Annotated in this window: 23 protein-coding genes; 11 read left to right on the top strand and 12 right to left on the bottom strand. The window is 71.4% G+C overall.

From position 1 onward, the window contains the following. Window positions 1-62 precede the first annotated feature (62 nt). From LXT12_RS15670 to LXT12_RS15645, 6 genes are all read right to left on the bottom strand, one after another. Entirely contained in the window at window positions 63-1,076 is a 1,014-nt protein-coding gene (locus LXT12_RS15670) for a tripartite tricarboxylate transporter substrate binding protein (RefSeq protein WP_233393133.1), read from the bottom strand. Next, window positions 1,073-3,115, bottom strand: coding sequence for a GGDEF domain-containing protein (locus LXT12_RS15665; protein ID WP_233393132.1), 2,043 nt, complete (start codon window positions 3,113-3,115; stop codon window positions 1,073-1,075). The genes LXT12_RS15670 and LXT12_RS15665 overlap by 4 nt, the downstream gene beginning before the upstream one ends. After that, window positions 3,112-5,247, bottom strand: coding sequence for a GGDEF domain-containing protein (locus tag LXT12_RS15660; RefSeq protein WP_233393131.1), 2,136 nt, complete (start codon window positions 5,245-5,247; stop codon window positions 3,112-3,114). Before LXT12_RS15660 ends, LXT12_RS15665 begins: the two co-directional genes overlap by 4 nt. 127 nt (window positions 5,248-5,374) lie before the next feature. Continuing rightward, window positions 5,375-7,051 carry an ABC transporter ATP-binding protein gene (locus LXT12_RS15655; RefSeq protein ID WP_233393130.1) on the bottom strand — a complete coding sequence of 559 codons (1,677 nt, stop codon included), beginning with the start codon at window positions 7,049-7,051 and terminating at the stop codon, window positions 5,375-5,377. A gap of 6 nt (window positions 7,052-7,057) precedes the next feature. Next, complete coding sequence (locus LXT12_RS15650; RefSeq protein ID WP_233393129.1) at window positions 7,058-8,086, bottom strand: ABC transporter permease; 1,029 nt, start codon at window positions 8,084-8,086, stop codon at window positions 7,058-7,060. Next, complete coding sequence (locus tag LXT12_RS15645) at window positions 8,083-9,021, bottom strand: ABC transporter permease (RefSeq protein ID WP_233393128.1); 939 nt, start codon at window positions 9,019-9,021, stop codon at window positions 8,083-8,085. The genes LXT12_RS15650 and LXT12_RS15645 overlap by 4 nt, the downstream gene beginning before the upstream one ends. A 138-nt stretch (window positions 9,022-9,159) precedes the next feature. On the opposite strand from LXT12_RS15645, the gene LXT12_RS15640 reads away from it, so the two are divergent. From LXT12_RS15640 to LXT12_RS15625, 4 genes are all read left to right on the top strand, one after another. Next, complete coding sequence (locus tag LXT12_RS15640; protein WP_233393127.1) at window positions 9,160-10,956, top strand: ABC transporter substrate-binding protein; 1,797 nt, start codon at window positions 9,160-9,162, stop codon at window positions 10,954-10,956. Between the two features lie 22 nt (window positions 10,957-10,978). Continuing rightward, on the top strand, window positions 10,979-12,775 hold the full coding sequence (locus LXT12_RS15635; RefSeq protein WP_233393126.1) for an ABC transporter substrate-binding protein: 1,797 nt from the start codon (window positions 10,979-10,981) through the stop codon (window positions 12,773-12,775). A gap of 104 nt (window positions 12,776-12,879) precedes the next feature. Beyond that, the gene (locus LXT12_RS15630) at window positions 12,880-13,209 is read left to right on the top strand and encodes a PspC domain-containing protein (RefSeq protein WP_233393125.1); all 330 of its coding nucleotides are present in this window, start codon (window positions 12,880-12,882) and stop codon (window positions 13,207-13,209) included. 109 nt (window positions 13,210-13,318) lie between these two features. After that, window positions 13,319-14,947: a WS/DGAT/MGAT family O-acyltransferase gene (locus LXT12_RS15625; RefSeq protein ID WP_233393124.1), complete on the top strand. Its 1,629-nt coding sequence runs from the start codon at window positions 13,319-13,321 to the stop codon at window positions 14,945-14,947. A 20-nt stretch (window positions 14,948-14,967) separates the two neighbouring features. On the opposite strand, the gene LXT12_RS15620 is transcribed toward LXT12_RS15625, so the two are convergent. Then, complete coding sequence (locus LXT12_RS15620) at window positions 14,968-15,318, bottom strand: hypothetical protein (RefSeq protein WP_233393123.1); 351 nt, start codon at window positions 15,316-15,318, stop codon at window positions 14,968-14,970. Window positions 15,319-15,536: 218 nt separating this feature from the next. Here LXT12_RS15620 and LXT12_RS15615 point away from each other — a divergent pair, with 218 nt between their 5' ends. The 6 genes from LXT12_RS15615 (at window position 15,537) to LXT12_RS15590 (ending at window position 21,477) form a co-directional block, all read left to right on the top strand. After that, the gene (locus LXT12_RS15615) at window positions 15,537-16,361 is read left to right on the top strand and encodes an alpha/beta fold hydrolase (protein ID WP_233393122.1); all 825 of its coding nucleotides are present in this window, start codon (window positions 15,537-15,539) and stop codon (window positions 16,359-16,361) included. Between the two features lie 77 nt (window positions 16,362-16,438). Continuing rightward, window positions 16,439-17,038 carry an ATP-dependent Clp protease proteolytic subunit gene (locus LXT12_RS15610; RefSeq protein ID WP_255763646.1) on the top strand — a complete coding sequence of 200 codons (600 nt, stop codon included), beginning with the start codon at window positions 16,439-16,441 and terminating at the stop codon, window positions 17,036-17,038. 166 nt (window positions 17,039-17,204) lie between these two features. Beyond that, entirely contained in the window at window positions 17,205-18,101 is an 897-nt protein-coding gene (locus tag LXT12_RS15605) for an alpha/beta fold hydrolase (RefSeq protein WP_233393121.1), read from the top strand. Between the two features lie 645 nt (window positions 18,102-18,746). Next, window positions 18,747-19,142: a GntR family transcriptional regulator gene (locus tag LXT12_RS15600; protein WP_233393120.1), complete on the top strand. Its 396-nt coding sequence runs from the start codon at window positions 18,747-18,749 to the stop codon at window positions 19,140-19,142. Next, entirely contained in the window at window positions 19,139-20,026 is an 888-nt protein-coding gene (locus LXT12_RS15595) for an ABC transporter ATP-binding protein (protein WP_233393119.1), read from the top strand. Before LXT12_RS15600 ends, LXT12_RS15595 begins: the two co-directional genes overlap by 4 nt. Beyond that, window positions 20,026-21,477 (top strand): hypothetical protein, encoded by a 1,452-nt coding sequence (locus tag LXT12_RS15590; RefSeq protein WP_233393118.1) that lies wholly within the window; start codon window positions 20,026-20,028, stop codon window positions 21,475-21,477. Before LXT12_RS15595 ends, LXT12_RS15590 begins: the two co-directional genes overlap by 1 nt. Window positions 21,478-21,488: 11 nt before the next feature. On the opposite strand, the gene LXT12_RS15585 is transcribed toward LXT12_RS15590, so the two are convergent. Further along, entirely contained in the window at window positions 21,489-21,932 is a 444-nt protein-coding gene (locus LXT12_RS15585; protein WP_233393117.1) for an SRPBCC family protein, read from the bottom strand. Window positions 21,933-22,062: 130 nt separating this feature from the next. Then, complete coding sequence (locus LXT12_RS15580) at window positions 22,063-22,539, bottom strand: flavin reductase family protein (RefSeq protein WP_327573010.1); 477 nt, start codon at window positions 22,537-22,539, stop codon at window positions 22,063-22,065. Between the two features lie 40 nt (window positions 22,540-22,579). Here LXT12_RS15580 and LXT12_RS15575 point away from each other — a divergent pair, with 40 nt between their 5' ends. Then, on the top strand, window positions 22,580-23,548 hold the full coding sequence (locus LXT12_RS15575) for a M48 family metallopeptidase (RefSeq protein ID WP_233393115.1): 969 nt from the start codon (window positions 22,580-22,582) through the stop codon (window positions 23,546-23,548). An 18-nt stretch (window positions 23,549-23,566) separates the two neighbouring features. On the opposite strand, the gene LXT12_RS15570 is transcribed toward LXT12_RS15575, so the two are convergent. From LXT12_RS15570 to LXT12_RS15560, 3 genes are all read right to left on the bottom strand, one after another. Beyond that, window positions 23,567-24,199 (bottom strand): Crp/Fnr family transcriptional regulator, encoded by a 633-nt coding sequence (locus tag LXT12_RS15570; RefSeq protein ID WP_233393114.1) that lies wholly within the window; start codon window positions 24,197-24,199, stop codon window positions 23,567-23,569. Between the two features lie 108 nt (window positions 24,200-24,307). Then, on the bottom strand, window positions 24,308-24,979 hold the full coding sequence (locus LXT12_RS15565) for a helix-turn-helix transcriptional regulator (RefSeq protein WP_233393113.1): 672 nt from the start codon (window positions 24,977-24,979) through the stop codon (window positions 24,308-24,310). A 128-nt stretch (window positions 24,980-25,107) separates the two neighbouring features. Beyond that, window positions 25,108-25,749 (bottom strand): MBL fold metallo-hydrolase, encoded by a 642-nt coding sequence (locus LXT12_RS15560; RefSeq protein WP_233393112.1) that lies wholly within the window; start codon window positions 25,747-25,749, stop codon window positions 25,108-25,110. Window positions 25,750-26,230 lie beyond the last annotated feature (481 nt).

The raw sequence follows: 26,230 nt of genomic DNA, 5'->3' as shown, positions 1-26,230 counted from the left end.
CCGGGCCGCCTGGCGATGCGTCCAGCGCCGTGCGCCTGGGCGAGGGGCACCCTCCCCCCACTCTATCTGTCGACCTTGACCCCGGACAGCTTGACGACCCGCGCCCACTTGGCCGTCTCGCCGGCGATGAGCTTGGCGAACTCGGCGCCACCGCTGCCCTGCACCAGCAGGCCGCGCGCGCCCAGCCGTTCGCGCAGGCCCGGCCCCGCCAGCGCCGCGACGGCGTCGCGCTGCAGCCGGGCCACCTGCTCGGCCGGCTGGGTGGCCGGCGCGAAGAGCCCGACCCAGGCGCTGGCTTCGTAGCCCTTGAGCGCCGGCCCGCCGGCTTCCTCCAGCGTGGGCAGCTCGGGCAGGCTGGGGCTGCGCCTGGCCGTGGTGACGGCCAGCGCCAGCAGCCGGCCCGAACGGATCTGCGGCAGGGCCGAAGGCAGGGCGTCGAACATCAGGTCCATGTTGCCGGCGATGACGTCCTGCTGGGCCGACACCGTGCTGCGGTAGGGGAAGTGCAGCATGTAGGTCTGGGTCAGGCGCTTGAAGAGTTCGCCGGCCAGATGCGACGGATGGCCGTTGCCGCCCGAGGCGATGTGCAGCCGTCCGGGCTGGGTGGTCGCGGCGTGGACGAGGTCGGCCACGTTGCGGATGGCGAGGCTCTGGGCAACGCCGGGGTTGATGAGCAGCACCAGCGGTGCCGTCGCGATCAGGCTGATGGGGGCGAAGTCCTTGACGGGGTCGTAGGGCAGGCGGCGCGACAGCAGCGGGTTGATGGCATGCGTGCCGACCGAACCCATCAGCAGCGTGTGGCCGTCGGTGGCGCTGGCGACCTCGGCGCTGCCGATGTTGCCGTCGGCGCCGGGCCGGTTGTCGACGGCCACGGGCTGGCCGAGGCCGCGCTGCAGTTCGGGCGCGAGCAGCCGCGCGGCGATGTCGGCCGAGCCGCCGGCCGCGTAAGGCACGACGATGCGCAACGGCCGGTTGGGCCAGGCGTCGGGCCGCTCGGGCCGGTCTGGCTGCGCCGAGGCGGCCGAGGCGGCCAGCCACAGCAACAGGCCGCGGCGCCGCGGCAGGGCCTGCGTCATGACGGACCGAGCAGGACAGTGAGACGCACCTGGCCGTTGAGACAGGCGGCATCGAAGTCCTGCAGGATGGAGGCCAGGGTGTCGGCGTCGGGGGCCTCGACGGCGGTGATGCCGACGCCGCGATTGCGGCCCTCGGCCTTGGCCTTGTAGAGCACCATGTCGGCCCAGTTGACGGCCTGCTCCCAGTGCAGGCGCAGGGCCGGCGCGCCGGTGGCGGCGGCGCCGCCGAGGGGGAAGCTGGCGAAGCCGATGGAGGCGGTCACGCGCAGCGGGCCCTCGGGCGTCTCGACGTCCTCGCCGCCCACGCTGCGCAGGATGCGGTCGGCCATCTGGCCGAGGTCGTGGGCCTGCATCTCGGCGGCGAAGACGAGGAACTCCTCGCCCCCCCAGCGCACGACGAGGTCGGTGTCGCGCACGGCGGCGCGGATGCGCCGGCCGACCTCGACGATGACGGCGTCGCCCGCCGCATGGCCGTGCCAGTCGTTGACGTTCTTGAAGTGGTCGATGTCGATCATCATCAGCGCGCCATGGAAGGCATCGGCCGGCGCCTCGCGGGTGCGCTGGTCCATGACGGCGAGGAAGTGGCGGCGGTTGGACAAGTCGGTCAGCGGGTCGCGTTCGCTCTGGGCGCGCAGCAGGCTCTGGTTGGCGGTCAGCCGTGCCTGGGCCCGGCGCATGCGCAGCAGCGTAACGCCGATCAGCGCGATGGACAGCAACAGCAACACGCCGACGGCGACGCCGACCTTCTGCGCCAGCCGCTGGTTCTCCAGCTGCTGGTCCTTGAGCTGGCCGTCGCGGGCCAGCAGCTCGAGGTCGCGCTGCTTGGCGGCGCTGTCGTACTTGCGGCGCAGCTCCTCCAGGGCGCTGGCGCGGTTGCGCTCGTTGGCCAGGGCGTTGAGCCCGCGCTCGTCGTGGAAGGCGGCCAGGGCCTCTTTGTACTGGCCGGCCTCGGCCCAGGTGTCGCCGAGCTCGCGCAGCTGGCGGGCGCGCGGCACCAGCTCCGACGGGTCCACGCCGATCTCGCCGACCTTGGCGAGCTCCTGGCGCGCGGCGTCGAACTGGTGCAGCTTGATGTGGGCGACGGCCAGGTTGTGGTGCAGGTTGCGCTCGAAGGCCTTGTCGCGGAAGCGCTGCAGCACGGGCAGGGCCTTCTGGCCGGCGGCCAGGGCCTCCTTCGGCAGGCCGAGGTGCATGTAGGCGTCGACGAGGTTGGAGCGCGTGACGGCGGCGAAGTGAGGCGCGTCGGCCTGCTCGGCGAGCACCAGGGCCGCCTCCAGGGCGCTGCGCGCGGCGCCGAGATCGCCCGCGCGGCGCTCCACCACGGCCTGGAAATTGCGCACCCGGCCCGCGGCCGTCAGGTGGCCCTGGGCCTCGACCTCGGCGGCGCGCAGCTCGGCGCGCGCGGCGTCGACGTGGTCCTGGGCCTGCAGCACCAGGGCCAGGTTGCCCAGGCTCATGGCGATCAGGTAGCGGTCCTCGCCGGCGCGGGCCAGGGCCAGGGCGCGGCGCGCGGTGGCCTCGGCCTCGACGACGACGCCCTGGCCGGTCTGCTCGCGCAGCAGCAGGCGCAGGGCTTCCCAGGTGCTGCGGAAGTCGCAGCCCAGTTCGCGCAGGGCGCGCGCCTCGTCACCCGCGGGGCAATGCTTGTCCAGGCCCGAGAGGGCACGCGTCGCCAGCCCGCCGGCCGGCTTGCCGGCACGCTCCTGGATGAGGGCGCGCAGCAGCCAGCCGCGGTCCACGCCGTCCTCGCGGCCCATCAGCCGCGCGGCCACGGCATCGGCCGCCTCGGCCTGGCCGGCCGCCAGCAGCACGCGGCCCCGCGCCAGCAGCCAGGCGGGCTCGCGCGGCTGGCCCGGGCCGGCGTGGGTGGGCCAGCGGCGGTTGAGCTCGGCCAGCATGGCTTCGGGGTCGTCGTAGGCGCGGCGCGTGATGCTGGCCAGCAGGGTGTCCTCGGCCGCCGGGTCGGGCCCCGTGACGGGCGCCGCCGGCACGGCAGTGGCGGCAAGCGCCAGGGCGAGGGCGAGGGCGGCCTTCCTCATGCGCCGACCGGCCGCGGGCCGTCATCGAAGGGCAGGAAGCCGCTGCCCGCCACCGACACGGCCCCCGGCAACGGAGGGGGGCCGCTGAGGGCCATCAGGCCGACGCGACCCTCGCTCCAGGCGGACTCGAGGCGGGCCGTCAGCTGGGCGGCGGCCAGGGCGTCTTCGGCATCGATGCGCTCGACCCCGTAGGCCTTGTTGCGGCCATGGGCCTTGGCGAGATACATGACGGTGTCGACGAGGTCGATGGCGCGCTCCCACGACAGGCGCAGGCCGTTCGGCGGCACGGGCAGGCTGACGAAGCCGATGGAGGCGGTGGCGTGGATGTCCCGGCCCTCGTGGCGCACGGGCCGGCCGCCGATGAGGTCGAGCAGGCGCTGGGCGAGCTGGGGCGCGAACACGCCCTCGCGGGTGCGCGCGACGATGAGGAACTCCTCCCCGCCCCAGCGCACGATGAGGTCGTCGTCGCGCACCGCCTCGCGCAGCCGGCGCGCGATCTCGACGAGCACGGCGTCGCCCGCGGCGTGGCCGAAGCCGTCGTTGATGCGCTTGAAGTGGTCGACATCGATGAGGAAGACGCTGGCCGAGAGGCCGTCCTGGCCCGACAGCGACTTGATGGCGGCCTGGAAGTGCCGGCGGTTGGCCAGGCCGGTGAGCGGGTCGGTCTCGCTCTGGCGCTTGAGCGAGGCATTGCTGTGGGCCAGGGCCTCGTTGGTGCGGCGCACGCGGCGGAAGGCCTGGTAGAGCAGGCCCAGCGAGACGGCCACGCAGCCGCCCAGGGCCGTCCACAGCGTCAGCGCCAGGTTGCGCTGGTGGACCTGCTCGGCCTTGAGGGCGTTGTCGCGGTTGAGCAGCTCGATGTCGCGGGCGCGCTGCTCGGCGTCCTGGCGCTCCTGGGCTTCCAGCAGCAGCTTGCGCGTCTCGTCGCGCAGCACGCGGTCCACCATGCGGCGGTGCTCCTGGTAGGCGGCGACCGCCCCGGCCAGGTCGCCGGCGCGCTCGAGGTAGCCGGCCAGTTCCTTCCAGCCGTCGGAGGCATAGGACAGGGCCCCCTGCTGCTCGTCCAGCGTGATGGCGGCGCGCGCTTCGGCACGGCCTTCGGCGATGCGACCGAGGGCGATCTTGGCCAGGCCGATGTTGGAGCGGGCCACGGCCTCGGCGCCGGTGTTGCGCGTGGCGCGGGCCAGCGGCAGGGCCTGCTGCGCGAGCTCCAGCGCACGGGCGGGGTGGCCCTGGCGCAGGTGGTAGTCGGCGAAATTGGCCAGGCCCAGCGCCCGCACCGAATCGGCGCCCGCGGCGGCGGCCTGCTCCAGGGCGTCGGAGTTGGCCTGCAGGGTGATGCTGGAGTCGCTGTCGTCGGCATGCACGATGCCGCGCATCGTGTGGACCTGGTTCAGCGTCATGGGGTCGGGGTCCTTCTGGGCCTCGGCCAGGGCCTGGGCGACCAGTTGGCGCGCCCGCGCGGGCGTGTCGGCGCGCAGGGTCGTGAAGGCCTGCTCCACCAGCGACAGGGCCACGCGCCAGGGCTGGCCGATCTCCTCGGCGACGCGCAGCGCGCGGTGGCCCTGGGTGAGGGCCGCGTCCAGCTCGCCGGCATCGCTGCTGATGGCCGCGAGCTGGCGGTAGTAGCGCCAGCGGTAGATGGGCGGCGCGGCATCGACCTGGGCGGCGTCGATGGCGACCAGCTGCTTGCGGGCCTCGCGCAGGTCGCCATGCTGGCGCAGGAACTCGGCGTTCGCGCCGGCCGCCGCGAGCACCGCGGCGGCGCGCTGCCCGGGCACGGGCCAGGCGCGCAGCTCCTGGGTGATCTGGTCGGTCAGGGCGCGGTCGCGGGCGATGGCGGCCAGCAGGCCGCGCAGGGCCAGCACGTCGAGCCGGCCGGGGCTGTCCGCCGGCAGGGCCTCGCCCCGCGCTCGCAGCTCCTGCTCGTAGATGGCGGGCTTGGCGCGGCTGGCGCGCTCGATGCGGTCGAGGTCGTGGGCCAGGCTTGCGTCGACGGACGCCGATGCCGCGGCAGCCGGCGCGCGGGGAGCGTCCGGCCCGCCGCCTTCGCCCGGCGAACAGGCGGACAGCAGCGCCAGCGCGGCCAAAGCCGCGCACAGGCTGGAACGTGGGGCCGGAGATCGGTACATCGGGGCGACTGAAGCACGAGCCGGGGCTCGTGGCCCCGAATCGTCCATTTCAGCGCGGATCGGCATGCCGGTTGCCGGGGCGCCGCGCCGAGTCCGTTGAAATTGCACGCGCCGCCCGACCGGCGGGTCAGGCCGGCCGGCCCTGGTAACCCCGCGGCACGGCACCCAGCAGGCGGCGCGTGTACTCCTCACGCGGCGCGGCGATCAGCGCGGCCGTGGGCGCCTGCTCGACCACGTCGCCGTTCTGCATCACCAGGACCTCGTCCGAAATGAACTTCACGACGGCGAGGTCGTGGCTGATGAAGATGTAGCTCAGGCCGAACTCGTCCTGCAGGTCCTTCAGCAGGTTGAGCACCTGGGCCTGCACCGACACGTCCAGCGCCGAGACTGCCTCGTCCAGCACCAGCACCTCGGGCTGCAGCGTCAGGCAGCGCGCGATGGCGATGCGCTGGCGCTGGCCGCCGCTGAACTCGTGCGGGTATTTGGCCAGGGCCGATTCGTCCAGGCCCACCCGCTCCAGCAGGGCCACGGCGCGGGCCTGGCGCTCGGCGGCATCGGCGCCGATGCCGTGGATCTCCATCGGCTCGCGCAGCGTCTGGCCGATGGTGAAGCGCGGGTTCAGCGAGGCATAGGGGTTCTGGAAGACCACCTGGATGCGGCGGCGCATGTGCAGCCAGTCGGCGCCGCTCATGCGCAGCAGGTCACGACCCTCGAACAGCACCTGGCCCCCGGAGGGCTCGTGCAGGCGCAGCAGGGTCAGGCCCATCGTCGTCTTGCCGGAGCCGGACTCGCCGACGACGCCCAGCGTGTGCCCCTTGCGCAGCTTGAAGCTCACGCCCTTGACGGCCTGGAACTCGCGCTTGCCGAACAGGCCCTGCTTGAGCCAGAAGCTCTTGCGCAGGCCGGTCACCTCCAGCACGACCGGGGCGTTCGCGTCCTTGGCCTTCACGTCGGTGGAGGCGGCGCGGCCCGCGATGTGGTCGTCGATGACCATCAGCCGCGCCGGGTTCTCGGTGAGCGACGGCCGGCAGGCGAGCAGGGCCTTGGTGTAGGCGTCCTGCGGATCGTTGAAGATGCGCTCGACCGGCGCGTTCTCGCGCACCTGCCCGTGGCGCATGACGACGACCTGGTCGGAGATCTCGCCGACGACGCCGAGGTCGTGGGAGATGAAGAGCAGGCTCATCCGGTGGCTTTCCTTGAGCCGCGCCATCAGCTCCATCACCTGGCGCTGGATGGTCACGTCCAGGGCGGTGGTCGGCTCGTCGGCGATGAGCAGCTTGGGCGCGCAGGCCAGGGCCACGGCGATCATGACGCGCTGCTGCTGCCCGCCCGACATCTCGTGCGGGTAGGCCTGCAGCCGCCGCCGCGGCTCGGGAATGCCCACCTCGGCGAGCAGCTCCTCGGCGCGCGCCAGCGCCTGGCGGCGGCTCATGCCCAGATGCTTCATCAGCGGCTCGCAGATCTGCGTGGCCACGGTGAAGACCGGATTGAGCGAGCTCATCGGGTCCTGGAAGACGCAGGCGATGTCCTTGCCGCGGATGGCCTGCAGCTCGCGCTGGCCGGCCTGCAGCAGGTCGCGGCCCTGGAAGAGGATGCGGCCCTCGCGCTCGGCATTGCTCGGCAGCAGGTTGAGGATGGACATGGCCGTGACGCTCTTGCCCGAGCCGGACTCGCCGACCAGGGCGACGGTGCTGTTCTCGGGCACGTCGAAGCTGACGCCCTTGACGGCCAGTTGGCGCTGCGCCTGGCCGCCGACCTTGCCCATGCGGAAGGCGACCTTGAGGTCTTGGATGCTGAGCAACATGAAGCTTTACTCCAGACCGCGAAGCTTGGGGTCCAGCGCATCGCGCAGCGCGTCGGTGAACAGCGCGAAGGCGGTGACGAAGACGGCCATGAACACCGTCACGGCGCCGAGCTGCCACCAGTAGCCGAGGATCATCTCGTTCTGCGCCTCGGCCAGCATGGTGCCCCAGGAGACCTGGTCCACGCCCACGCCCAGGCCCAGGTAGCTGAGGATGACCTCGCTCTTGATGAAGCTCACGACGTGCAGCGACAGCTGCACCAGGGCCACGTGCGAGACGTTGGGCAGGATGTGCTTGAACATGCGCGAGGCCTGGGAGGCGCCGATGGCCTCGGCCGAACGCACGTACTCGCGCCCGCGGTGCTTGATGAACTCCGCGCGGATGAGGCGGTAGATGCCGGTCCAGCCCGTCAGCGCCAGGATGGCCACGACCGAGCCCACGCCGCGGTGGAAGATGGCCGCGAACGCGAAGATCAGCAGGATGCTCGGGATGGCGGTGAAGACGTTGTAGACCCACTCGAGGAAGTCGCCCACCTTGCCGCCGAAAAAGCCCGAGACGGCCCCGAGCAGCGTGCCGATCAGCGTCGCGGCCAGGGCCGCGGCCAGGCCCACGAAGATGGAGACCTCGGCGCCCTTGATGACCTTGGCCAGCACGTCGCGGCCGAGGCGGTCGCCACCCAGCGGCAGCGTCTGGGACCGCACGGCTTCCTCGGTCTTGAAGGCCTTGGCACGCTCGGCCCACTCGGCGTAGCGCGGCGCCAGCGGGTCGATGTCGCTCAGGTCGACGTTGGGCCCCTTGGGCGCGGCGATGGCGCCGGTGTCCTCGGGCGGCTGCGGGCCGAGCAGGGTCGGCGGCGCGTTGGGCACGCCGATCTCCTTCTGCCAGCCGGCCGCGACGAGGTTGGTGGCCGCCGCCAGCACCAGCACGAGGAAGAGGCCGACGACGACCATGCAGGCCATGCCGACGCGGTCGGTCTTGAGCCGGCGCCAGGACGCGGCCCAGACGCCGCCGGAGGAAGAGGACAGGACGGCGCTCATTTGAGGACGACTCGCGGATCGACGAACTTGTAGAGGATGTCGACGACGAGGTTGACCGTCATCGTCAGCGCCGCCAGGTAGACGGCGAAGGCCTGGATGACGGGGTAGTCGCCGCGGTTGACGGCCAGCAGCAGCTCACGGCCCAGGCCCGGGATGGAGAAGAAGACCTCCAGCAGGAAGCTGCCGACCAGCACGCCCGGCAGCAGCACCGACACGTTGGTGAGGATGGGGATCATGGCGTTGCGCAGCACGTGCTTGAGCAGCACCGTGCCTTCGGCCAGGCCCTTGGCGCGGGCGGTGCGGACGTAGTCGTGGCCGATCTCGTCGAGGAAGAAGCTGCGGTACAGGCGGATCTGCGGGGCCATGGACACCGCCACGGCCACCAGCACCGGCAGCGGGGCGTAGGTGGTGAGGTTGGTCCAGGTGCTGGCCGTCCAGCCCTGCACCGGGAACCAGCCCAGGCGGAAGGCGAAGAGGTACTGGGCCAGGATGACGTAGACCAGCAGCGAGATGGACACCGCCACGGTGGACACCACCATGACGGCGCGGTCGGTGAGGCTGCCGCGCACGGCCGCCACGGCCATGGCGAAGGGGATGGCCAGCAGCACCTCGAGCACCAGGATGGGCACGGTGACGGTGAGCGTGGCGGGCAGCCGCGTGGCGAACAGGTGGCCGACCGACTCGTTGGTGGCCCAGCTCTTGCCCCAGTCGAAGGTGACGATCTGCTTCACGAAGATGAGCAGCTGCTCCCAGACCGGCTTGTTCAGGCCGAGCTGCTCGCGGATGGACTCGATCTGCTCCGGACGGGCGTTGAGGCCGCCGAGGATGATGGCCGGGTCACTGCCGAAATACTTGAAGAGGAAGAACACCAGCAGCACGACGCCGAGCAGGGTCGGGATCATCTGCCACAGGCGTCGGACGAGATAGGCCGCCATCACGGAGCTCCAGAAACCACAAACCCCGCCAGAGCGCGGGGTTACACGAAACGGGCGGAGTCTATGCGAGCGCAACGTCAGGCAGGCATGCCGGTTTCACTAGACTCCGCGACTTCCCCGCCACCGCGCGCCGCCGCCATGAAGTTCTCCGCACTGCTGACGACCCTGCTGATGGCCTGCGCCGCCACCGGGGCACAGGCCACCGAAAAGGTGCTGCGCTACGCCTTCCGCGTGGCGGAAACCGGCTTCGACCCCGTGCAGGTCACCGACAAGTATTCCAAGGACGCGATCGCCAACATCTTCGACGCGCCGCTGGAGTACGAGCTCGGCACCCGCCCCTTCAAGCTGCGCCCGGCCACGCTGGCCGAGATGCCCGAGGTCAGCGCGGACTTCAAGACCCTGACCTTCCGCGTCAAGCCGGGCATCTACTTCTCCGACGACCCGGCCTTCGGCGGCAGGAAGCGCGAACTGGTCGCCCAGGACTACGTCTACTCGATCAAGCGCCACTACGACCCGCGCTGGAAGAGCGGCAACCTCTACCTGCTGGAAAACGCCAAGATCCTCGGCTTGTCGGAGCTGCGCAAGGAGCTGATGGCCGCGAAGAAGCCCTTCGACTACGACCGCGAGGTGGAGGGCCTGAAGGCCCTGGACCGCTACACCTTCCAGATCAAGCTCGGCGTCCCCGACCCGCGCTTCATCAACAACTTCGCCGACGCCGGCACCTTCGGCGCCGTGGCGCGCGAGGTCGTCGAGTTCTACGGCGACCGCATCATGGAACACCCGGTCGGCACCAATGCCTTCCGCCTCGCCGAGTGGCGGCGCAGCTCGCGCATCGTGCTGGAGCGCAACCCCAACTTCCGCGACATGCGCTACGCCGAGGTGCCGCCGCCGGGCGCCGATGCGCGGCTGAAGGCCGAGGTCGCGGCGCTGCAGGGCAAGAAGCTGCCGCTGGTGGACCGGGTGCAGATCGACATCATCGAGGAGAACCAGCCGCGCTGGCTGTCCTTCGTGAGCGGCGAGTTCGACGTCATCGAGGAAGTGCCGGCCGACTTCGCCGGCGAGGCCATGCCCAAGGGCCAGCTGGCGCCCAACCTCGCCAAGCGCGGCATGCACATGCAGCGTTATCCCCGCGTCGACGTGTCGGTCAGCTACTTCAACATGGAAGACCCCGTCGTCGGCGGCTACACGCCCGAGAAGATCGCCCTGCGCCGCGCCATCAACCTGGCCGTGGACCTGGACAAGGAGATCAACCTCGTGCGCCGGGGCCAGGCCATCAAGAGCCAGGGCCCCATCCCGCCCATCGCCTTCGGCGGCTCGCCCGACTTCAAGACCGAGATGAGCGACTTCGACCCCGCCCGGTCCAAGGCCCTGCTGGACCTGTACAGCTACGTCGACAAGGACGGCGACGGCTGGCGCGACCTGCCCGACGGCCAGCCGCTGGTGCTGGAATACGCCACCTCGCCCGACGCGCAGAACCGCCAGCTGACCGAGCAGTGGCAGAAGAACATGGCCGCCATCGGCATCCGGATCAAGTTCAAGATCGCCCAGTGGCCCGAGCAGCTCAAGGCCTCCTCCGCCGGCAAGCTGCAGATGTGGGGCGTCGGCTGGGTGGGCACCACGCCGGACGGCGACACCTTCATCGCCATGGGCTCCAACAAGTCCAAGGGCGCCGCCAACCGGGCGCGTTTCGACCTGCCGGCCTACGAGGCCCTGTACGACAGGCAGAAGGCCCTGCCCGACGGCCCCGAGCGCCAGGCCGTCATGCAGGAAGCCCAGCGCCTGCTCGTCGCCTACGCGCCCTACAAGTTCCACGTCCACCGCGTCTGGACGGACATGGCCCAGCCCTGGGTCAAGGGCTACAGCCGCAACCTCTTCGTGCGCGACATCGGCAAGTATGTCGACATCGACACCCAGGCCCTGCCCCAACGCCGTTGAAGCCACCGTTGAAGCTCTGCCCATGAAACACCTGCTCGCCGCCCTCGCCGTCTGCCTCGGCCTGCACGCCTCCGCACACGGTGCCGAGCCCGTCAAGACGCTGCGCTATGCCTTCAAGGTCGCCGAGACCGGCTTCGACCCGGCGCGCCTGTCGGACATCTACTCGCGCACCCTCACCAGCCACATCTTCGAGAGCCTCTACACCTACGACCCGCTGGCCCGGCCGACCCGGATCGTGCCGCTGATCGCCGCGGGCGAGCCGGAGATCAGCGCCGACTACAAGACCTTCACCGTCAGGGTGACGCCGGGCATCTACTTCGCCGACGACCCGGCCTTCAAGGGCAGGAAGCGCGAGGTGACGGCCCAGGACTTCGTCTACAGCGTCAAGCGCTTCGCCGACCCGGCGACCAATTCGCAGGGCTGGAGCAGCTATGAGGACCAGGGCATCGTCGGCCTCAACGAACTGCGCGAGCAGGTGCTCAAGACCAAGAAGCCCTTCCCCTACGACACCGAGATCGCCGGGCTGAAGGCCCTGGACCGCTACACGTTGCAGATCAAGACCCATGAGCCGCGGCCGCGGCTGGTGGAGTCCATCCTCGCGGGCAACGACCTCTACGGCGCCGTGGCGCGCGAGGTGGTCGAGTTCTACGGCGACCGCATCATGGAGCACCCGGTCGGCACCGGCCCCTTCGTGCTCAAGGAGTGGCGGCGCAGCTCGCAGATCGTCTTCGAGCGCAACCCGACCTACCGCGAGCGCCACTACGAGGCCACGCCCGCGCCGGGCGACAAGGAGGCCCAGGCCATCTACGCGAAGTTCAAGGGCCGTCGCATCCCGATGATCGACCGCGTCGTCGTGGACATCATCGTGGAGACGCAACCGCGCTGGCTCGCCTTCCTGAACAACGAGCACGACTTCATCGAGCGCATGCCCGAGGAGTTCATCACCCAGGCCGCGCCGGGCGGCAAGCTCGCCCCCAACCTCGCCAAGCGCGGCATGCGGGCCGTGTTCACGCTGTCGCCCGACGTGACCCTGACCTGCTTCAACATGGACGACCCCATCGTCGGCGGCATGGCGCCGGCGAAGATCGCGCTGCGGCGGGCGATGTCCCTGGCCTACGACGTCAACCGCGAGATCCAGCTCGCGCGCCGCGGCCAGGCCATTCCGGCCCAGGCGCCCTCCATGCCCAACACCTCGGGCTACGACCCGGCCTTCAAGAGCGAGATGGGCGACTACGACCCCGCCCGCGCCAAGGCCCTGCTCGACATGTACGGCTACGTCGACAAGGACGGCGACGGCTGGCGCGACATGCCCGACGGCTCGCCCCTCGTGATCGTGCGCAACACCGAGCCCAACTCGCTGAACCGCTCCATCGACGAGCTCTGGGACAAGGCGCTGCGGGCGGTGGGCATCCGCATGGAGATCAAGATCCAGCAATGGCCCGAGAACCTCAAGGCGGTGCAGGCCGGCAACTACCAGAGCTGGCCGGTGGGGTCGATGGCGTCGCAGCCCGACGGGCAAGGCCTGCTGCAGCGCTACTACGGTCCCGCCAGCGGCACGGCCAACCTGACGCGCTTCAAGGACGCCCGCTTCGACGCCCTCTACGAGCGCATGCAAGCCCTGCCCGATGGCCCCGAACGCGACGCGCTGTTCAAGGAAGCCAAGCGCATCGCCGTCGCCTACATGCCCTACAAGGTGCACGTGCACCGCATCGTCACGGACATCGAGCAGCCCTGGATGAGCGGCTTCTACCGGCCGCTGTTCTGGCAGGACTTCTGGCAGTTCGTCGACATCGACCCCGCCAAGCAGCCCGTCCGATGATTTCCGCGGGTGCGTCCCGCTGGATCGACAGCCTGTCGCAAGGCGCTGGCGGGCCCGCGCCCTGCCGCTAGGCTTCGCCTCATCAACACCGCAAGGAGCCCACGATGAACGATGCCGAAGAACTCGCCAAGCTGGCCGACCTGCACGCCCGCGGCGTGCTGACCGACGAAGAGTTCGCCAAGGCCAAGGCGCGCCTGCTCGCCGGCACGGCGGGCCCGGCCGCGAGCGCGGCACCGGCCCCCAACCTCGGCGCCGTCAACGGACTGCGCCGTTCGCGCATGGACCGCTGGATCGGCGGCGTCTGCGGCGGCATCGCCCGAGCGACGGGGCTGGACTCCTGGGTCTGGCGCCTGATCTTCACGGTGCTCTTCCTGGCCTTCGGCAGCGGCATACTCCTGTACATCCTCCTCTGGATCTTCGTTCCGGAGGAATAACGGAGGCCGCTAGGCCGACCCCTCAAGCGACTGCCACGGATCCGGCTTTGCCGGGCCGTCGGCAGTGCCCCCTTGAGGGGGCGGCCGTCAGGCCGTAGGGGGTGGTCTCATGAAACAGCTGGCAGGACTCGACGCGAGCTTCCTTTACCTGGAAACGCCGCAGATGCCGATGCACGTCGGCGCCCTGCACCTGCTGGAGCTGCCCGAAGGCTACGACGGCGACTACGTCGAGGACCTGCGCGAGCACATGCGCGCACGGCTGCCGCTGCTGCCGGCCCTCAGGCGCAAGCTGCTGGCCATGCCCCTGGGCCTGTCCAACCCCGGCTGGGTGGACGCCGACCCCGACCTCGACGAGCACATCGTCGAGATCGCCCTGCCCGAGGGCAGCGGCATGGCCGAGCTCGAGGCCCAGGTCGGCCTGCTGCATCCGGTGCTGCTGGACCGCAGCCGGCCGCTGTGGAAGTTCCATGTCTTCACCGGCATCGAGCCCGGCCCCGAGGGCCAGCCGCGCGTGGCCCTGTACACGCAGTTGCACCACGCCGCCGTCGACGGCCAGGCCGCCGTGGCCCTGGCCCAGGTCATCCTCGACCTGAGCCCGGAGCCGCGCGCCATTGAGACCCTCGCCGCGCGTGGCAGGAAGCGCGGCCAGCTCGGCACGGTCGGCCTGCTCCGCGCCGCCGTGTCGCAGCAGTGGAAGCAGACCGTCAAGCTGGCCCGCTCGCTGCCCAGCGCCGCCGGCATCGTCGGCAACATGGCGGCGGGCTATGTGGGCGGTGCGGCGGCCGGCGCGTCCATCGACAAGCTGCGGGCCCTGCTGGCCGGCGTGGCCTCGCAGACCACGGCCGTGGTGCGCGGCAAGACCTCGGTCGCCAGCCTCGGCCCGGCGCCGCGCACGCGCTTCAACGTGAGCCTCTCGGCCACGCGCTCCTTCGCCGGCGTGACCCTGCCGCTGGCCGAGCTCAACCGCACGCGCAAGCGCCACGGCGCCAGCCTCAACGACGCGGTGCTCTTCGTCATCGGCGGCGCGCTGCGGCGCTTCCTGACCAAGCACGGCCCGCTGCCGCGCAAGAGCCTGGTCGCCGCCGTGCCGGTGTCCACGCGCGCTGCCGGCGACACCACCTCCAACAACCAGGCGACGATGACCTTCATGAGCCTGGGCACCCACCTGGCCGACCCGGCCGAGCGCCTGGCCCACGTGATGGCCTCCAGCCAGGCCATGAAGGCCCAGATGGCCCAGCTCAAGAGCCTGATGCCGACCGACTTCCCCAGCCTGGGCATCCCCTGGCTGATGCAGGCCGGCGCCATGCTCTACGGCCGCGCCAAGGTGGCCGAGAAGCTGCCCGTGGTGGCCAACGTGGTGATCTCCAACGTGCCGGGGCCGCAGGTGCCGCTGTACCTGGCCGGCGCGAAGATGCTCACCAACTACCCGACCTCCATCGCCGTGCACGGCCTGGCGCTGAACGTGACGGTGCAGACCTACAACCAGTCCCTGGACATCGGCCTGATGGCCTGCGGCGAGGCCCTGCCGGAGACGGCGGAGCTGGCGGCCCACGTCGAGACGGCCTTCATGGAATTCCAGGCCCTGGCGGTGGCCGATGCCGAGCCGGCTCCGGTCGCGACGAAAAAGGCCGCTGTGAAGACGTCAGGAAAGAAGCCCGCCGCCAAGGGGGCCAGCCCGGCGCGGCGCAAGACGGGAGGCAAGGCCGCCGCCCGCCGGGGCGCAGGGCGCAGCGCCTGACGCGGCCGGGCGGCCCGCCGTCACCTCGGCCAGCCGCGACGGATCCAGTCGAGGAGCACGCCGCCGCTGAGCAAGGCCAGGACCCAGATCGCCATCTGGCTGCCAGCGCCGTCCCCAGGCACCGCCGACGCCGCCGGCTGCGGCACCTCGGCGGCGAAGGGATCGGCCGGAGCCCCGCGTCGCTGCCCGGCGGGCGCCTCGGACCTTGCCGCGACCAGGGCCGGCGCCGGAGAGGCCGCAGGCTGCCCGGTCCACCGCAGGGCGACGCCCTCGTCGCGGCCGGCCGGCGCCTGTACGGTGGCCGTGTGACCGGCCGAGGTCGTCAAGACCGCGGCCAGCACACCGGAAGCGACCATCCATTTCCTGTTCATCCCTCTCTCCCTGTCGACGAAGCGCGCGGACGGACACACCTCGAAAAGCGGCGAGCCTAGGCAACCGACGGCGCCGTGCCGGTGCGAATGGCGCCACTCGACCTGCGCAGCCACGAAACGCCTTTCGCGGGCATCGAGCCGGCCCGCCGCGGCAAACCCGCAGACGACGCGCTGCAGCGACTGGCTAACATGCCCGGGTCCATCCCCGCTCACGCCGCATGCCCGCCACCCGTTCGCCGCGCTTTGCGCGCTGGCAGTCCCACCCCGCCGAGGTCAATCCCGACTGGTCCGATCTCAAGGCCCCCAACGCCTGGCTGCTGATGCTGGAGGGCCGCGCGCCCTGGGAATACGCCGCCCTGCTGGCCGCCCTGCCCTGGCTGCGCAAGCTCCCTCCCGGCGACGGCCATCCCGTCCTCGTCTTTCCCGGCCTCGGCGCCAACGACCTGACCACCGCGCCGCTGCGCGCCCTGCTCGACTCGCTGGGCTACACCACCCAGGCCTGGGGCCAGGGCTTCAACTTCGGCCCGCGCGCGGGCGTGCTGGAGCAATGCAAGGCCGACCTGCAGGCCCTGCAGCGGCGCCATCACCGCAAGGTCAGCCTGCTGGGCTGGAGCCTGGGCGGCATCTATGCCCGCGAGCTGGCCAAGGAGTGCCCCGACCTCGTGCGCTGCGTCGTCACGCTGGGCACGCCCTTCACCGGCCATCCGCGGGCGACCAACGCCTGGCGCTTCTTTGAGCTGGTCAGCGGCCACTCGGTGTCCGACCACGAGCTGATCGAGCAGATCCGCCAGCCGCCCCCGGTGCCGACGACGTCCATCTACTCCAAGAGCGACGGCGTGGTGGCCTGGCGCTGCAGCGTCAACGAGCCCTCGCCGCTGGCCGAGAACATCGAGGTGCAGGCCAGCCACATCGGCCTGGGCGTGAACCCGATCGCGCTCTACGCACTGGCCGACCGCCTGGCCCAGCCCGAAGGGCAGTGGCAGCACTTCGAGCCCAAGGGCGCGCGGCGGTGGTTCTACAAGACGCCCTCGCGGCACGGCTGAGTACCTCGGCCGGAACCCCACTGCCGGGCCGGCGGCGCTTCTCGCGGTAAGGTATGGCCTTCAACCCGGACATGACCATGCAACACCACACCCTCGCCGCCGAAGACAAGGCCGCCAAGAAGGACGCCGCCCCCGAGAAGATGGAGGAGCAGCTGCTCTTCAAGAGCCGCTACGTGATGGTCTTCGGCGAGATCGACGACAAGGTCGCCCACGCCACCTGCCGCCGCCTGCTGGCCCTGAGCCAGGAGTCGGACGCGCCCATCACCCTGCTGCTGTCCTCGCCCGGCGGCCACGTGGAGAGCGGCGACGCCATCCACGACATGATCCGCTTCGTGCGCGCGCCGGTCACCATCATCGGCACCGGCTGGGTCGCCAGCGCCGGCACCCACATCTACCTGGCCGTGCCCAAGGAGCGCCGCCTGGCGCTGCCCAACACCCGCTTCATGATCCACCAGCCCGCGGGCGGCGCCGGCGGCCAGGCCAGCGACATCGCCATCCAGGCCAAGGAGATCATCCGCGCCCGCGAGCGCATCGCCGGCGTCATCGCCCGCGAGACCGGCCAGCCGCTGGAGCGCGTGCGCGTCGACATCGAGCGCGACTTCTGGATGAGCACCCAGGAAGCCATCGACTACGGCCTGGTGTCGCGCGTCGTCGAGAAACAGAGCGAACTGGGATGAGACCACCCCCTGCTCGCTTCGCGAGCCCCCTCAAGGGGGCGCTGCCAGTGGCCCGGCAAAGCCGGTTCCACGGCAGCCGCGCGCGAGACGGCGGCGCTTCGCGCGCCTCGGGGCATGGTGGCATGCTGCCGCCTGGCTGGGGCGGCGCATCGGCTTTGCAGCACTGATGCAGGTCTCGGCCAACGGCGTCCGCATCGAGGTCGACATCCACGGCCCCGACGACGGGGAGCCGCTGCTGATGATCATGGGCCTGGGCATGCAGCTCATCGCCTGGCCCGACGGCCTGGTGGACGAGCTGGTGGCGCGTGGCTTCCGGGTCATCCGCTTCGACAACCGCGACATCGGCCTGTCCCAGCCCTTCGACCACCTCGGCCTGCCCAACATCCCGCTGGCGGCCCTGCTGCACACCTTCCACCTGCCGGTGAAGGCGCCCTACCAGCTGGCCGACCTGGCGCGCGACGCCGTCGGCGTGCTCGACGCCCTGGGCATAGGCCGCGCCCATGTCTGCGGAGCCTCCATGGGCGGCATGGTCGCCCAGCACCTGGGCTTCTCGCACGGCCAGCGGCTGCGCAGCCTGACGCTGATGATGACCACCAGCGGCCACCGCGGCCTGCCCAAGGAAAGCCTCAAGGTGAGGCGCGCCCTGCTGTCGCGCCCGCGCCCCGGCCGCACGCCCGAGGAAAAGCTCGACAACATCCTCGACCACTACGTGGGCCTCTACGGCGTCATCGGCAGCCCCGGCTACCCGGCCGAGCCCCGCCAGCTGCGCGAGCGCATCGCCCACGGCGTGAAGCGCGCCTTCCGGCCGCAGGCGGTGGCCCGCCAGCTCGTCGCCATCGCCGCCGACGCCCACCGCGCCGAGAGGCTGGCACGCATCGAGGCGCCCACGCTCATCCTCCACGGCCAGGACGACCCGCTGATTCCCGTGGCCGCCGCACACGACCTGGCGCAACGCATCCCCGACAACCAGCTCGAGATCATCCCGGGCTGGGGCCACGACCTGCCCGAGCCGCTCTGGCCGCGCCTGGCCACGGCCATCGCCGCCGTGGCCCAGCGGGCTTGAGCGGGCGTTCCGTCAAGCGCTTCCCTGGGGCGGCCCGGGCGATCACCGCTGGATGAGCTCGACCCGATGGCCGTCAGGGCATGCGTATAGGCGGCCGCACTCCGTCCCCGCGGTGACTATGACCGCCGGATGCCCTGGTCCGCCGACCTTCACCGGAAAAGCGACCTTGGTCCCCGACAGTGTGATGAAGCCTTCTGCTGCGAGCGCCTCGACGAGGTCAACACGCAGATTGCGGCGGTCGTCTGAAGTGAAACCACCCCCGGCCCAACCCCGCGCGCTGAACGCGGCGCGGGTCTGGTCCGCCCCCCGAGGGGGCGGCGATGCTCGCGGCTTCGAGCCGCGAGCACATCGCCGGCGCGGGCCGGCTCGGGAGCGGCCCAGCGCTCGGCCCGCAAATGCCCCGTTTCATTGGCTGCGGGTGGTGAGCAGCACCATGGACAACTGAGATGGCGGCTCGCCATGACGAGGGCCACGTCGTGTTTGCCACAACGCCTCCACCGGCCGTCGCCCCCGCGCTCACCACCGCCGCAGGGGCCCGAGAGCCCGTCGTGGGCTAGTTTTCGACTCTATTTGCTCGGAACAGCCCCCGGGCTTGACGGTCACCGTACACGTGTACTATCATACTAGTACACATTGGCAGTTCGCATGACTCCCACCGACTTCGTCCACATCAACACCGGCTCGCCCGAGCCCATCTACCGCCAGCTCATCGAGCAGGTGAAGCGGCGGGTGGCGGCGGGGCAGCTGAAGGCGGGCGACGAGATTCCGTCGGTGCGGGAGCTGGCCCAGGCCCTGGCCGTGCACCCCATGACCATCTCCAAGGCCTACTCCATGCTGGAGATGGCCGGTGTGCTGGAGCGCCGCCGCGGCCTGTCCATGGTCGTGGCGGCCCAGCACCACCGGGCGCAGCCGGCCGCCTCGCGCATCGAGCTGCTGCGGCCCTCGCTGCAGAAGGCGGCCGACGAGGCGCGGCAGCTGGAACTGCCCAAGGCCGAGGTCCTCGGCCTGTTGGAACAACTGCTGGACGGAAACACCCCATGAAGCCCCAGACGCCGCACTTCCCGCACACCGAGACGCCCAGCGCCGACCTCCGCGGCGTGAGCCTGGCCTACCCCCGCGGCGCGCGGGTGCTGGACGGCCTGGACTGGCAGTTGCTGCCCGGCCAGGTGGTGGGCCTGCTCGGCCGCAACGGCGCCGGCAAGACCACGCTGCTGGAGACGCTGCTGGGCCTGCGCGATCCGGACGCCGGCTCGGTGGCCCTCTTCGGCCAGGACGTGAAGCGCCTGGACGACGAAGCCCGCAGCCGCATCGGCTACGTGCCGCAGCAGAGCGACCTTTTCGAGGGCTTCACGCCCGCCCAGCTGCTGGCCTATTTCCGCAGCTTCTACCCGCGCTGGAACGAGGCCCGGGTGGAGGGTCTGCTGTCCCGCTGGGACATCGCCCGCGACAAGCCCATCCGCAAGCTCTCCGGCGGCCAGAAGCAGCGCCTGTCCATCATCCGCGCCCTGGCCCATGAGCCCGACCTGCTGGTGCTGGACGAGCCCGTGGCCAGCCTCGACCCCGTCGGCCGGCGCGACTTCCTGCGCGAGCTGGTGGAGCAGGTGCTGGACCGCGGCACCACCGTCGTCTTCTCCACCCACATCCTGTCCGACCTGGAGCGCGTCGCCTTCAACCTGGCCTTCCTCAGCGAGGGCCGCATCGCCCTGCAGGCGCCGCTGGACGAGCTGCTGGAGCAGGTGCGGGCCTTCACGGGCACGGTGACGGAGCTCGCCGGCCTGTTCGCCCGGCTCGGCGCCCAGCCGCTCAAGCGCACGCCGCTGGAGGCCGGCCGCGAACGCGTGCTGGCGCGGCTGCCGGCCGGCGTGGCGGCGCCGCTGGATGCGCAAGCCGTCAACCTCGAAGACCTGTTCGCGGAGCTGACCTGATGAACGCCGCCGCCTGGAACCAGATGCTGCTGGCCCCCTGGCGCCAGCGCGACCGCATGGCACCGTGGGGCCGGCGCCTGCTCGCCGCGCTGATGCTGCTCAGCATCGCCGCGGCCCTGTACGTGGCGCCCGGGTTGTGGCCGCAGGTGGTGGCCGCCAGCCTGGCCCTGGCCGCCGCGACGCTGTGGATGGTGCTCATCGGCAGCCTGCTGGTGCAGAACCACCCGCATGCCGCGCGCTTCGTGCCTGGCCATGCGCGCCAGCTGCGGCAGGCGGCGCTGGCGGCCTGGGCGCTGCTGTCGGCCACGGCCGCCGTCCTGCCCTGGCTGTTGCTGCCGGGCACGCCCTCGCTGCCGGCCCTGCTGCTGCTGAGCGCAGCCGTCCTGGCCTTCGCGGCCTGGGCCGTGCGCCAGTGGATGCTGTGGTTCCTGCTGTCCTTCGGCCCGGCCCTGTTCTTTGGCGCCGGGCTGGACCGGCGGCTGGCGCCGCTCTGGCAAGCCCTGCGCGCGCTGTGGGAGGCGCAGACCCTGCCCGTGCTGGCGCTGGGCCTGTTCGGCCTCGGCTGGGCCGTGGCCCGGCTCTTCGGCGACGGCGATGCCGCTCACTTGCAGGCCTATGCCTGCCGGGCCCGCCTGCAGCGCGCCGCGCGCGGCGGCATGAACGGCAAGCGGGACGACGCCGGCGCCTTCGGCCGGCCGGGCGAATGGCTGGCCCGCCCCTTCGACCGGGCCGCCGCCGCCTGGCTGCGCCACACCCTGGCCACGGCGCGGCCCGACGAGGCCAGCGTCATGCAGCGCGCCGAGATCGTCCTGCACGGCCAGCAGCACTGGCTGCGCCAGGCCCTGGGCACGCTGTTCGCGCTGGGCCTGGCGGCGCTGGGCTTCCTGTTCGCCTTCACGATGGCCGGCAAGGACCTGCAGGGCCACTGGCAGCAGGGCGCCTACGGCATGGCCATCGGCCTGGCCAGCATGGGCTTCAACCCCGGCTTCTCGCTGCCCAACATGCTGTGGCACAGCCGCCGCGAGCAGGCCCTGCTGCGCTTGCTGCCGGGCATGCCGCTGGGCGCCCGCCAGAACCACGCCCTGGCCTGGATGCAGTTGCGCCAATGCCTGGTCGCCTGGACGTTGACGACGGCGGCGCTGGCCGGGCTGGCTCACGCCACCGGCGACACGTCCCTGTTGTGCCTGGCCCTCGGCACGCTGCCGCTGAGCCCCGGCGCGCTGCTGCGCCCGCCGGCCCGCATGAAGGCGCCGTCCGCCTGGACGGTGGCCCTGCCCATCTTCGGCTTCCTGGTGCTGGGCTGGGGCCTGTATGCGCTGCAGAAGCACTGGAGCGTGCCGCTGCCGCTGCTCGCCGCCGCGAGCGTGGCAGCGACGCTGGCCGTGGGCGCCTGGTGCTGGCGGCGGGCCCTGCGCGCACCCGACGCGCTGCCGGCCGGGCGCTGCGCCTGATCCCGGCCCCCTTACTGACGGATCTCGGGCTCGGCCAGCTGGGCCAGCAGCGTCAGCGATTCCTGCCAGCCCAGGTAGCAGGCCTCGGCCGGAATGACCGCCGGAATGCCTTGCTGCGTGATGCGCACCTCGGTGCCGCAGAACACCGCGCGCAGCTCGACGGTCGTCTGCATCTCGCCCGGCAGGTTGGGGTCGTCGAAGGTGGCGGTGTAGCGCAGCCGCTGGCCCGGCTCCAGCTCGAGGTAACGGCCGCCGAAGCTGTGACCGTCGCCGGTCGTGAAGTTGGTGAAGGACATGCGGTAGCTGCCGCCGACCTGGGCGTCCATCTCGTGGACGGTGCCCGTGAAGCCGTGGGGAGGCAGCCACTTGGCCATGGCGGCGGGGGTCGTGAAGGCGCGGTAGACGCGCTCGGGCGGGCAGCGCAGCACGCGGTGCAGGGTGACGGTGGTGGTCATGGTCGGGTCTCGGTGTGGTCAGAGGACGGCCCTCTGACCTTGACGACGATCAGACCGCGCCCGGATCGACAGCGCCATCCCGAAAAAGCCCGAAGCCCCCGGCGGGCCGAGCGACGGGCCACCCTTCAGATCACAACGGCAGCTCGGTGAAGTAGCGCCCGCCGTGGAAGATCAGCGGCTGTGCGCCCGGCCGTGCGGTGCAGCGCTCCACCTCGCCCACGAAGATGACGTGGTCGCCCTCCTCATAACGGCTCCGGTTGGCGCATTCGAAAGCGGCAACGACGCCGTCCAGCACCGGCGCGCCACCCGCGCCCTCGCGCCAGGGCACGCCGGCGAAGCGGTCGATGTCGCGCGTGGCGAAGCGCTGCGCCAGCTCCTTCTGGTCGGCCGCGAGGATGTTGATGGCGTAATGCGTGCCGCGGGCGAACACCGGCAGCGAGCCGGCCCGCCGGGCCAGGCTCCACAGCACCAGCGGCGGGTCCAGCGACACGGAGTTGAAGGAATTGGCCGTCAGGCCGACCAGGCCGCCCTCCTCCGAGCGCACGGTGACGATGGTCACGCCGGTGGCGAAGAGCCCCAGGGCGGCGCGGAATTGCTGGCTGTCCATGGGGGGATTGTCGCTACTGCGGACATCGCACAATGACGGCATGGATGCCGACGACTTCACCGTTTCCGACGATCTCCGCTTCACCCACCCGCTGCCGCGCGGCTTCGGCGCCTGCACCGATTGCGCCGCCGGCCGCTGCACGCCGCCACGCCAGCGCAGCCGCCGGCTCTTCACCGGCCTGCTCGGTGCCGCGGGCGCCGCGGCGCTGGTGCCCGCCTGGGCGCGCGAAGGCGTGGACGTGGGGCCCAAGAGCAAGTTCACCGGCTTCGTCTCGGCCGACCAGCTCGAGCAGGCCGGCGGCCAGCAGTACGCGCAGATGATGCGCCAGGCCGCCCAGCAGCGCGCCCTGGCCCCGATGGACCACCCCCAGCTGCACCGCCTGCGCTACATCGCGCAGCGCATCATCCCCTTCAGCTACGAATGGAACGACCGCGCGCGCGAGTGGAAGTGGGAGGTCAACCTGCTCGGCAGCCCCGAGCTCAACGCCTTCTGCATGCCCGGCGGCAAGATCGCCTTCTTCTACGGCATCCTCGAAAAGCTCAAGCTGGAGGACGACGAGGTCGCCGCCATCATGGGCCACGAGGTCTCGCACGCGCTGCGCGAGCATGCCCGCGAGCGCATGGGCAAGACCACGGCGACCAACGCCGTCGTCGAGCTGGGCTCGGCCCTGCTGGGCCTGGGCAACGTCGGCCGCGGCCTGGCGGGCATGGGCGCCCAGCTGCTGTCGCTGCGCTTCAGCCGCGAGGATGAGACCGAGGCCGACCTCGTCGGCATCGAGCTGGCCGCCCGCTCGGGCTACGACCCCGCCGCCGCCGTGCGGCTGTGGGAGAAGATGATGACGGCCAACAAGGGCGCGCCGCCGCAGTGGCTGTCCACCCACCCGGCGAGCACGACCCGCATCCGCGACATCCAGGCCAACCTGCCCAAGGTCGAGGGCCTGTACCAGCGCGCGCCCAAGCCGGACCAGCGCTTCCCCGTCGCGCCGCCGCTCAAGTCGCGGTCGCAGTGAGGCCGGGCCCGCCCTGCCTCACCAGCGCGCCGGCAGCGTCTTGAGCCGCTGGTACTGGCTGGCAGCGATGCGCTTGAGATAGCCCCCCTGCTCCAGATCCTTGACGAGCTTGGACACCATCTCGCGCGAGCAGCCCAGGCGCTGGGCGATGCCCTGGTGGGTCATCTCGAGATGGCGGCCGTCCTGGGTGGCCTCGTCCACCAAGGACCGCAGGCGGCCATAGACGTCGTTGAGGGCCAGCTGCTTGGTCGACAGCGTCGCCGCGCGGGCGCGGCGGATGACCTTGGTCAGCAGTTCGAAGGCGAACTCCGGGTGCACGCTGATGTGGGTCAGCAGGCTGGCCCGGGTCACCATGACGAGGCGGCTGGGCACCTCGGTCATGACGCTGGCCGAGCGCGGCCCGCCGTCCAGGCTCATCTCGCCGACGTATTCGCCGGGGCCGTAGACGCCGTAGGTGATCTCGCGTCCGCGCGCATCGCTGCTGTAGGCGCGCAGCGAGCCCGACAGCACGAGGTAGAGGTTGTCGCCGAGCGAACCTTCTTCGATCAGCACCACGCCCTTGCGGTAGCTGCGCGCGATGCCGCGCGCCGCCAGCGTGCGCAGCGAAGGGGGCAGGGCCTGCAGTTCGGGGTCGAGAGCGTGGTCAGCCATCCGGGCAAGGCGGCGCGCATGAGGCGCGCCGCGGGCCGGATGTTAGGGCCTGTTGACGCCGCGGACACCGGCCGCGGAATCTCCCGTCAATCGCCGCTCAATCGCCGCTCAATTGACCAGCTTGGCCGGCCTCAGGGAGGACACCAGCGGTGGCAGCAGGGCCAGCTGGCGCATGAGCTCGCCGATGCTGTCGGCGCCACTCTTGGCGCGGATGCTCTGGATCTGGCTGCGCACGGTGGAGATCGCCACGCCCTGGCGCTGGGCGACCTCGGTGGGCTTGACGCCGTTGGACAGGGCCTTCAGCACCTCGGTCTCCGCCGGCGTGAGCTGGTAGCGCAGCGCGAACCACTGGGCGGCGAGGTCGCCGCAGAGCTGGCGCCGCTCCAGCACCAGCAGCACGGCCGCCTGGCTGACATCGCGGTTGAGCGGCACGACGACGACATTGGCGCGCCCGCATTCGGCCCGCTCGTCACCCAGGCGCAGCAGGCAGCGCCGGCCACTCGCCTCGGCGCCCTCCAGGGCCTCGGCCAGAGGCACGGCGTCGGTCAGCAGCCGCGCACGCAGGTGGGGGCCGACCATCTCGAGCGGATGGTTGCCCTCCAGCGACGCGCGCGCCGCGAGGTTGGTGTGAAGCACCCTGCCCGCGCCATTGAGCAGCACGACGCCGTGGTCGAGCTCCTCGAGCACCAGGCTCATCCACTGGCTGGACAGCGAAGCCGCAGCCCGGCGCTCGCGAGGGCGAGCCCCCTGCACCTGGCCTGGCTGGACAAACTCGGACATCCACATGGCAGCACTCCTCGGCCCACCCTTGCAGGCCATCCCCAGAGCGTAGGAGAGCACTTTTCCGGCGGGGCGTAAATGTTGCTGGGTGTGTTTGTGAACGAATCACGGCGGTGGCGCCGCGTGATTCAGACGCCCTCTGCAACATAGGGATTGCCGGCCCGCTCCCGCCCGATGCTGGTTTCCGGACCGTGGCCCGGCACGACGATGGTCGCATCGCCCATCGGCCACAGCCGGCCGCGGATGGAATCGATGAGCTGCCGGTGGCTGCCGCCCGGAAAGTCCGTTCGGCCGATGCTGCCGGCGAAGAGCACGTCGCCTACGAAGACGCGGCCCGCCGAGGCCGAATGGAAGACGACGTGGCCCGGCGTGTGGCCCGGGCAGTGGCGCACCGACAGCACCTCCTCGCCGATGCGCACGGTGTCGCCGTCATGCAGCCAGCGGTCGGGCTCGAAGGCCTCGGCCGGCGGGAAGCCGAACATGCGGCTCTGCTGCGCCAGGCCGTCGATCCAGAACTGGTCGCCGGGATGGGGCCCGACGATGGGCAGCCCCTGCTCGCGGGCCAGCTGGCCCGCGCCGCCTGCGTGGTCGATGTGGGCATGGGTGAGCCAGATGGCCTTCAGGTGCAAACCACGTTCCTGCACGGCAGCCAGTAGCCGGGGCAGCTCGCCGCCGGGGTCGATGACGGCGGCTTCATGGGTGACGTCGCACCACACGATGGAGCAGTTCTGCTGGAAGGGCGTGACGGGGAGGGTCAGGGACTGGAGCATGGGAGGGCGGTTCGACCGGACATCGGGCGTCGCCGCGCCCGCCCCGGCATTGTCCTGTCAGCGGCGCCGGCTCGTCCGGGCATCCAGCTTGCCCGGCAAGCCGCCATGCCAGCCCACCAAGCCGCCCGGCCGAACCCCGCCCAAGACGATGCCGTCGCCTCGGCCCGGGGCGCGCTGCGGGCCGCCTCGCGCGGGTCCGCGTCGACCTGGTGGAGCCTGCTCAAGGCCTCGGTCTCCGCCTGGGTCGACGACTACGCGCCCAGCATGGGCGCGGCCTTGTCGTACTACACCGTCTTCTCGCTGGCGCCGCGGCTCGTCATCGTGCTGTCGGCTTCGGGGCCGCCGGCTCGCTGGCCGTCGTCTTCGTCTGGGTCTACTACTCGACCCAGGTCCTCCTCGTCGGCGCCGAATTCACCTGGGTCTACGCCCAGCGGCTGGGCTCGCGCCGCGGTGTGGCGGCGCCTCCGGCCGCAGGCCCGGA

Origin of the sequence: Pelomonas caseinilytica, from assembly GCF_021353235.1 — a bacterium.
Taxonomy (GTDB): Bacteria; Pseudomonadota; Gammaproteobacteria; order Burkholderiales; family Burkholderiaceae_C; genus Pelomonas; species Pelomonas caseinilytica.
Note: the sequence above shows the minus strand (reverse complement) of the source record. Positions and strands in the feature narration are given on the sequence as shown.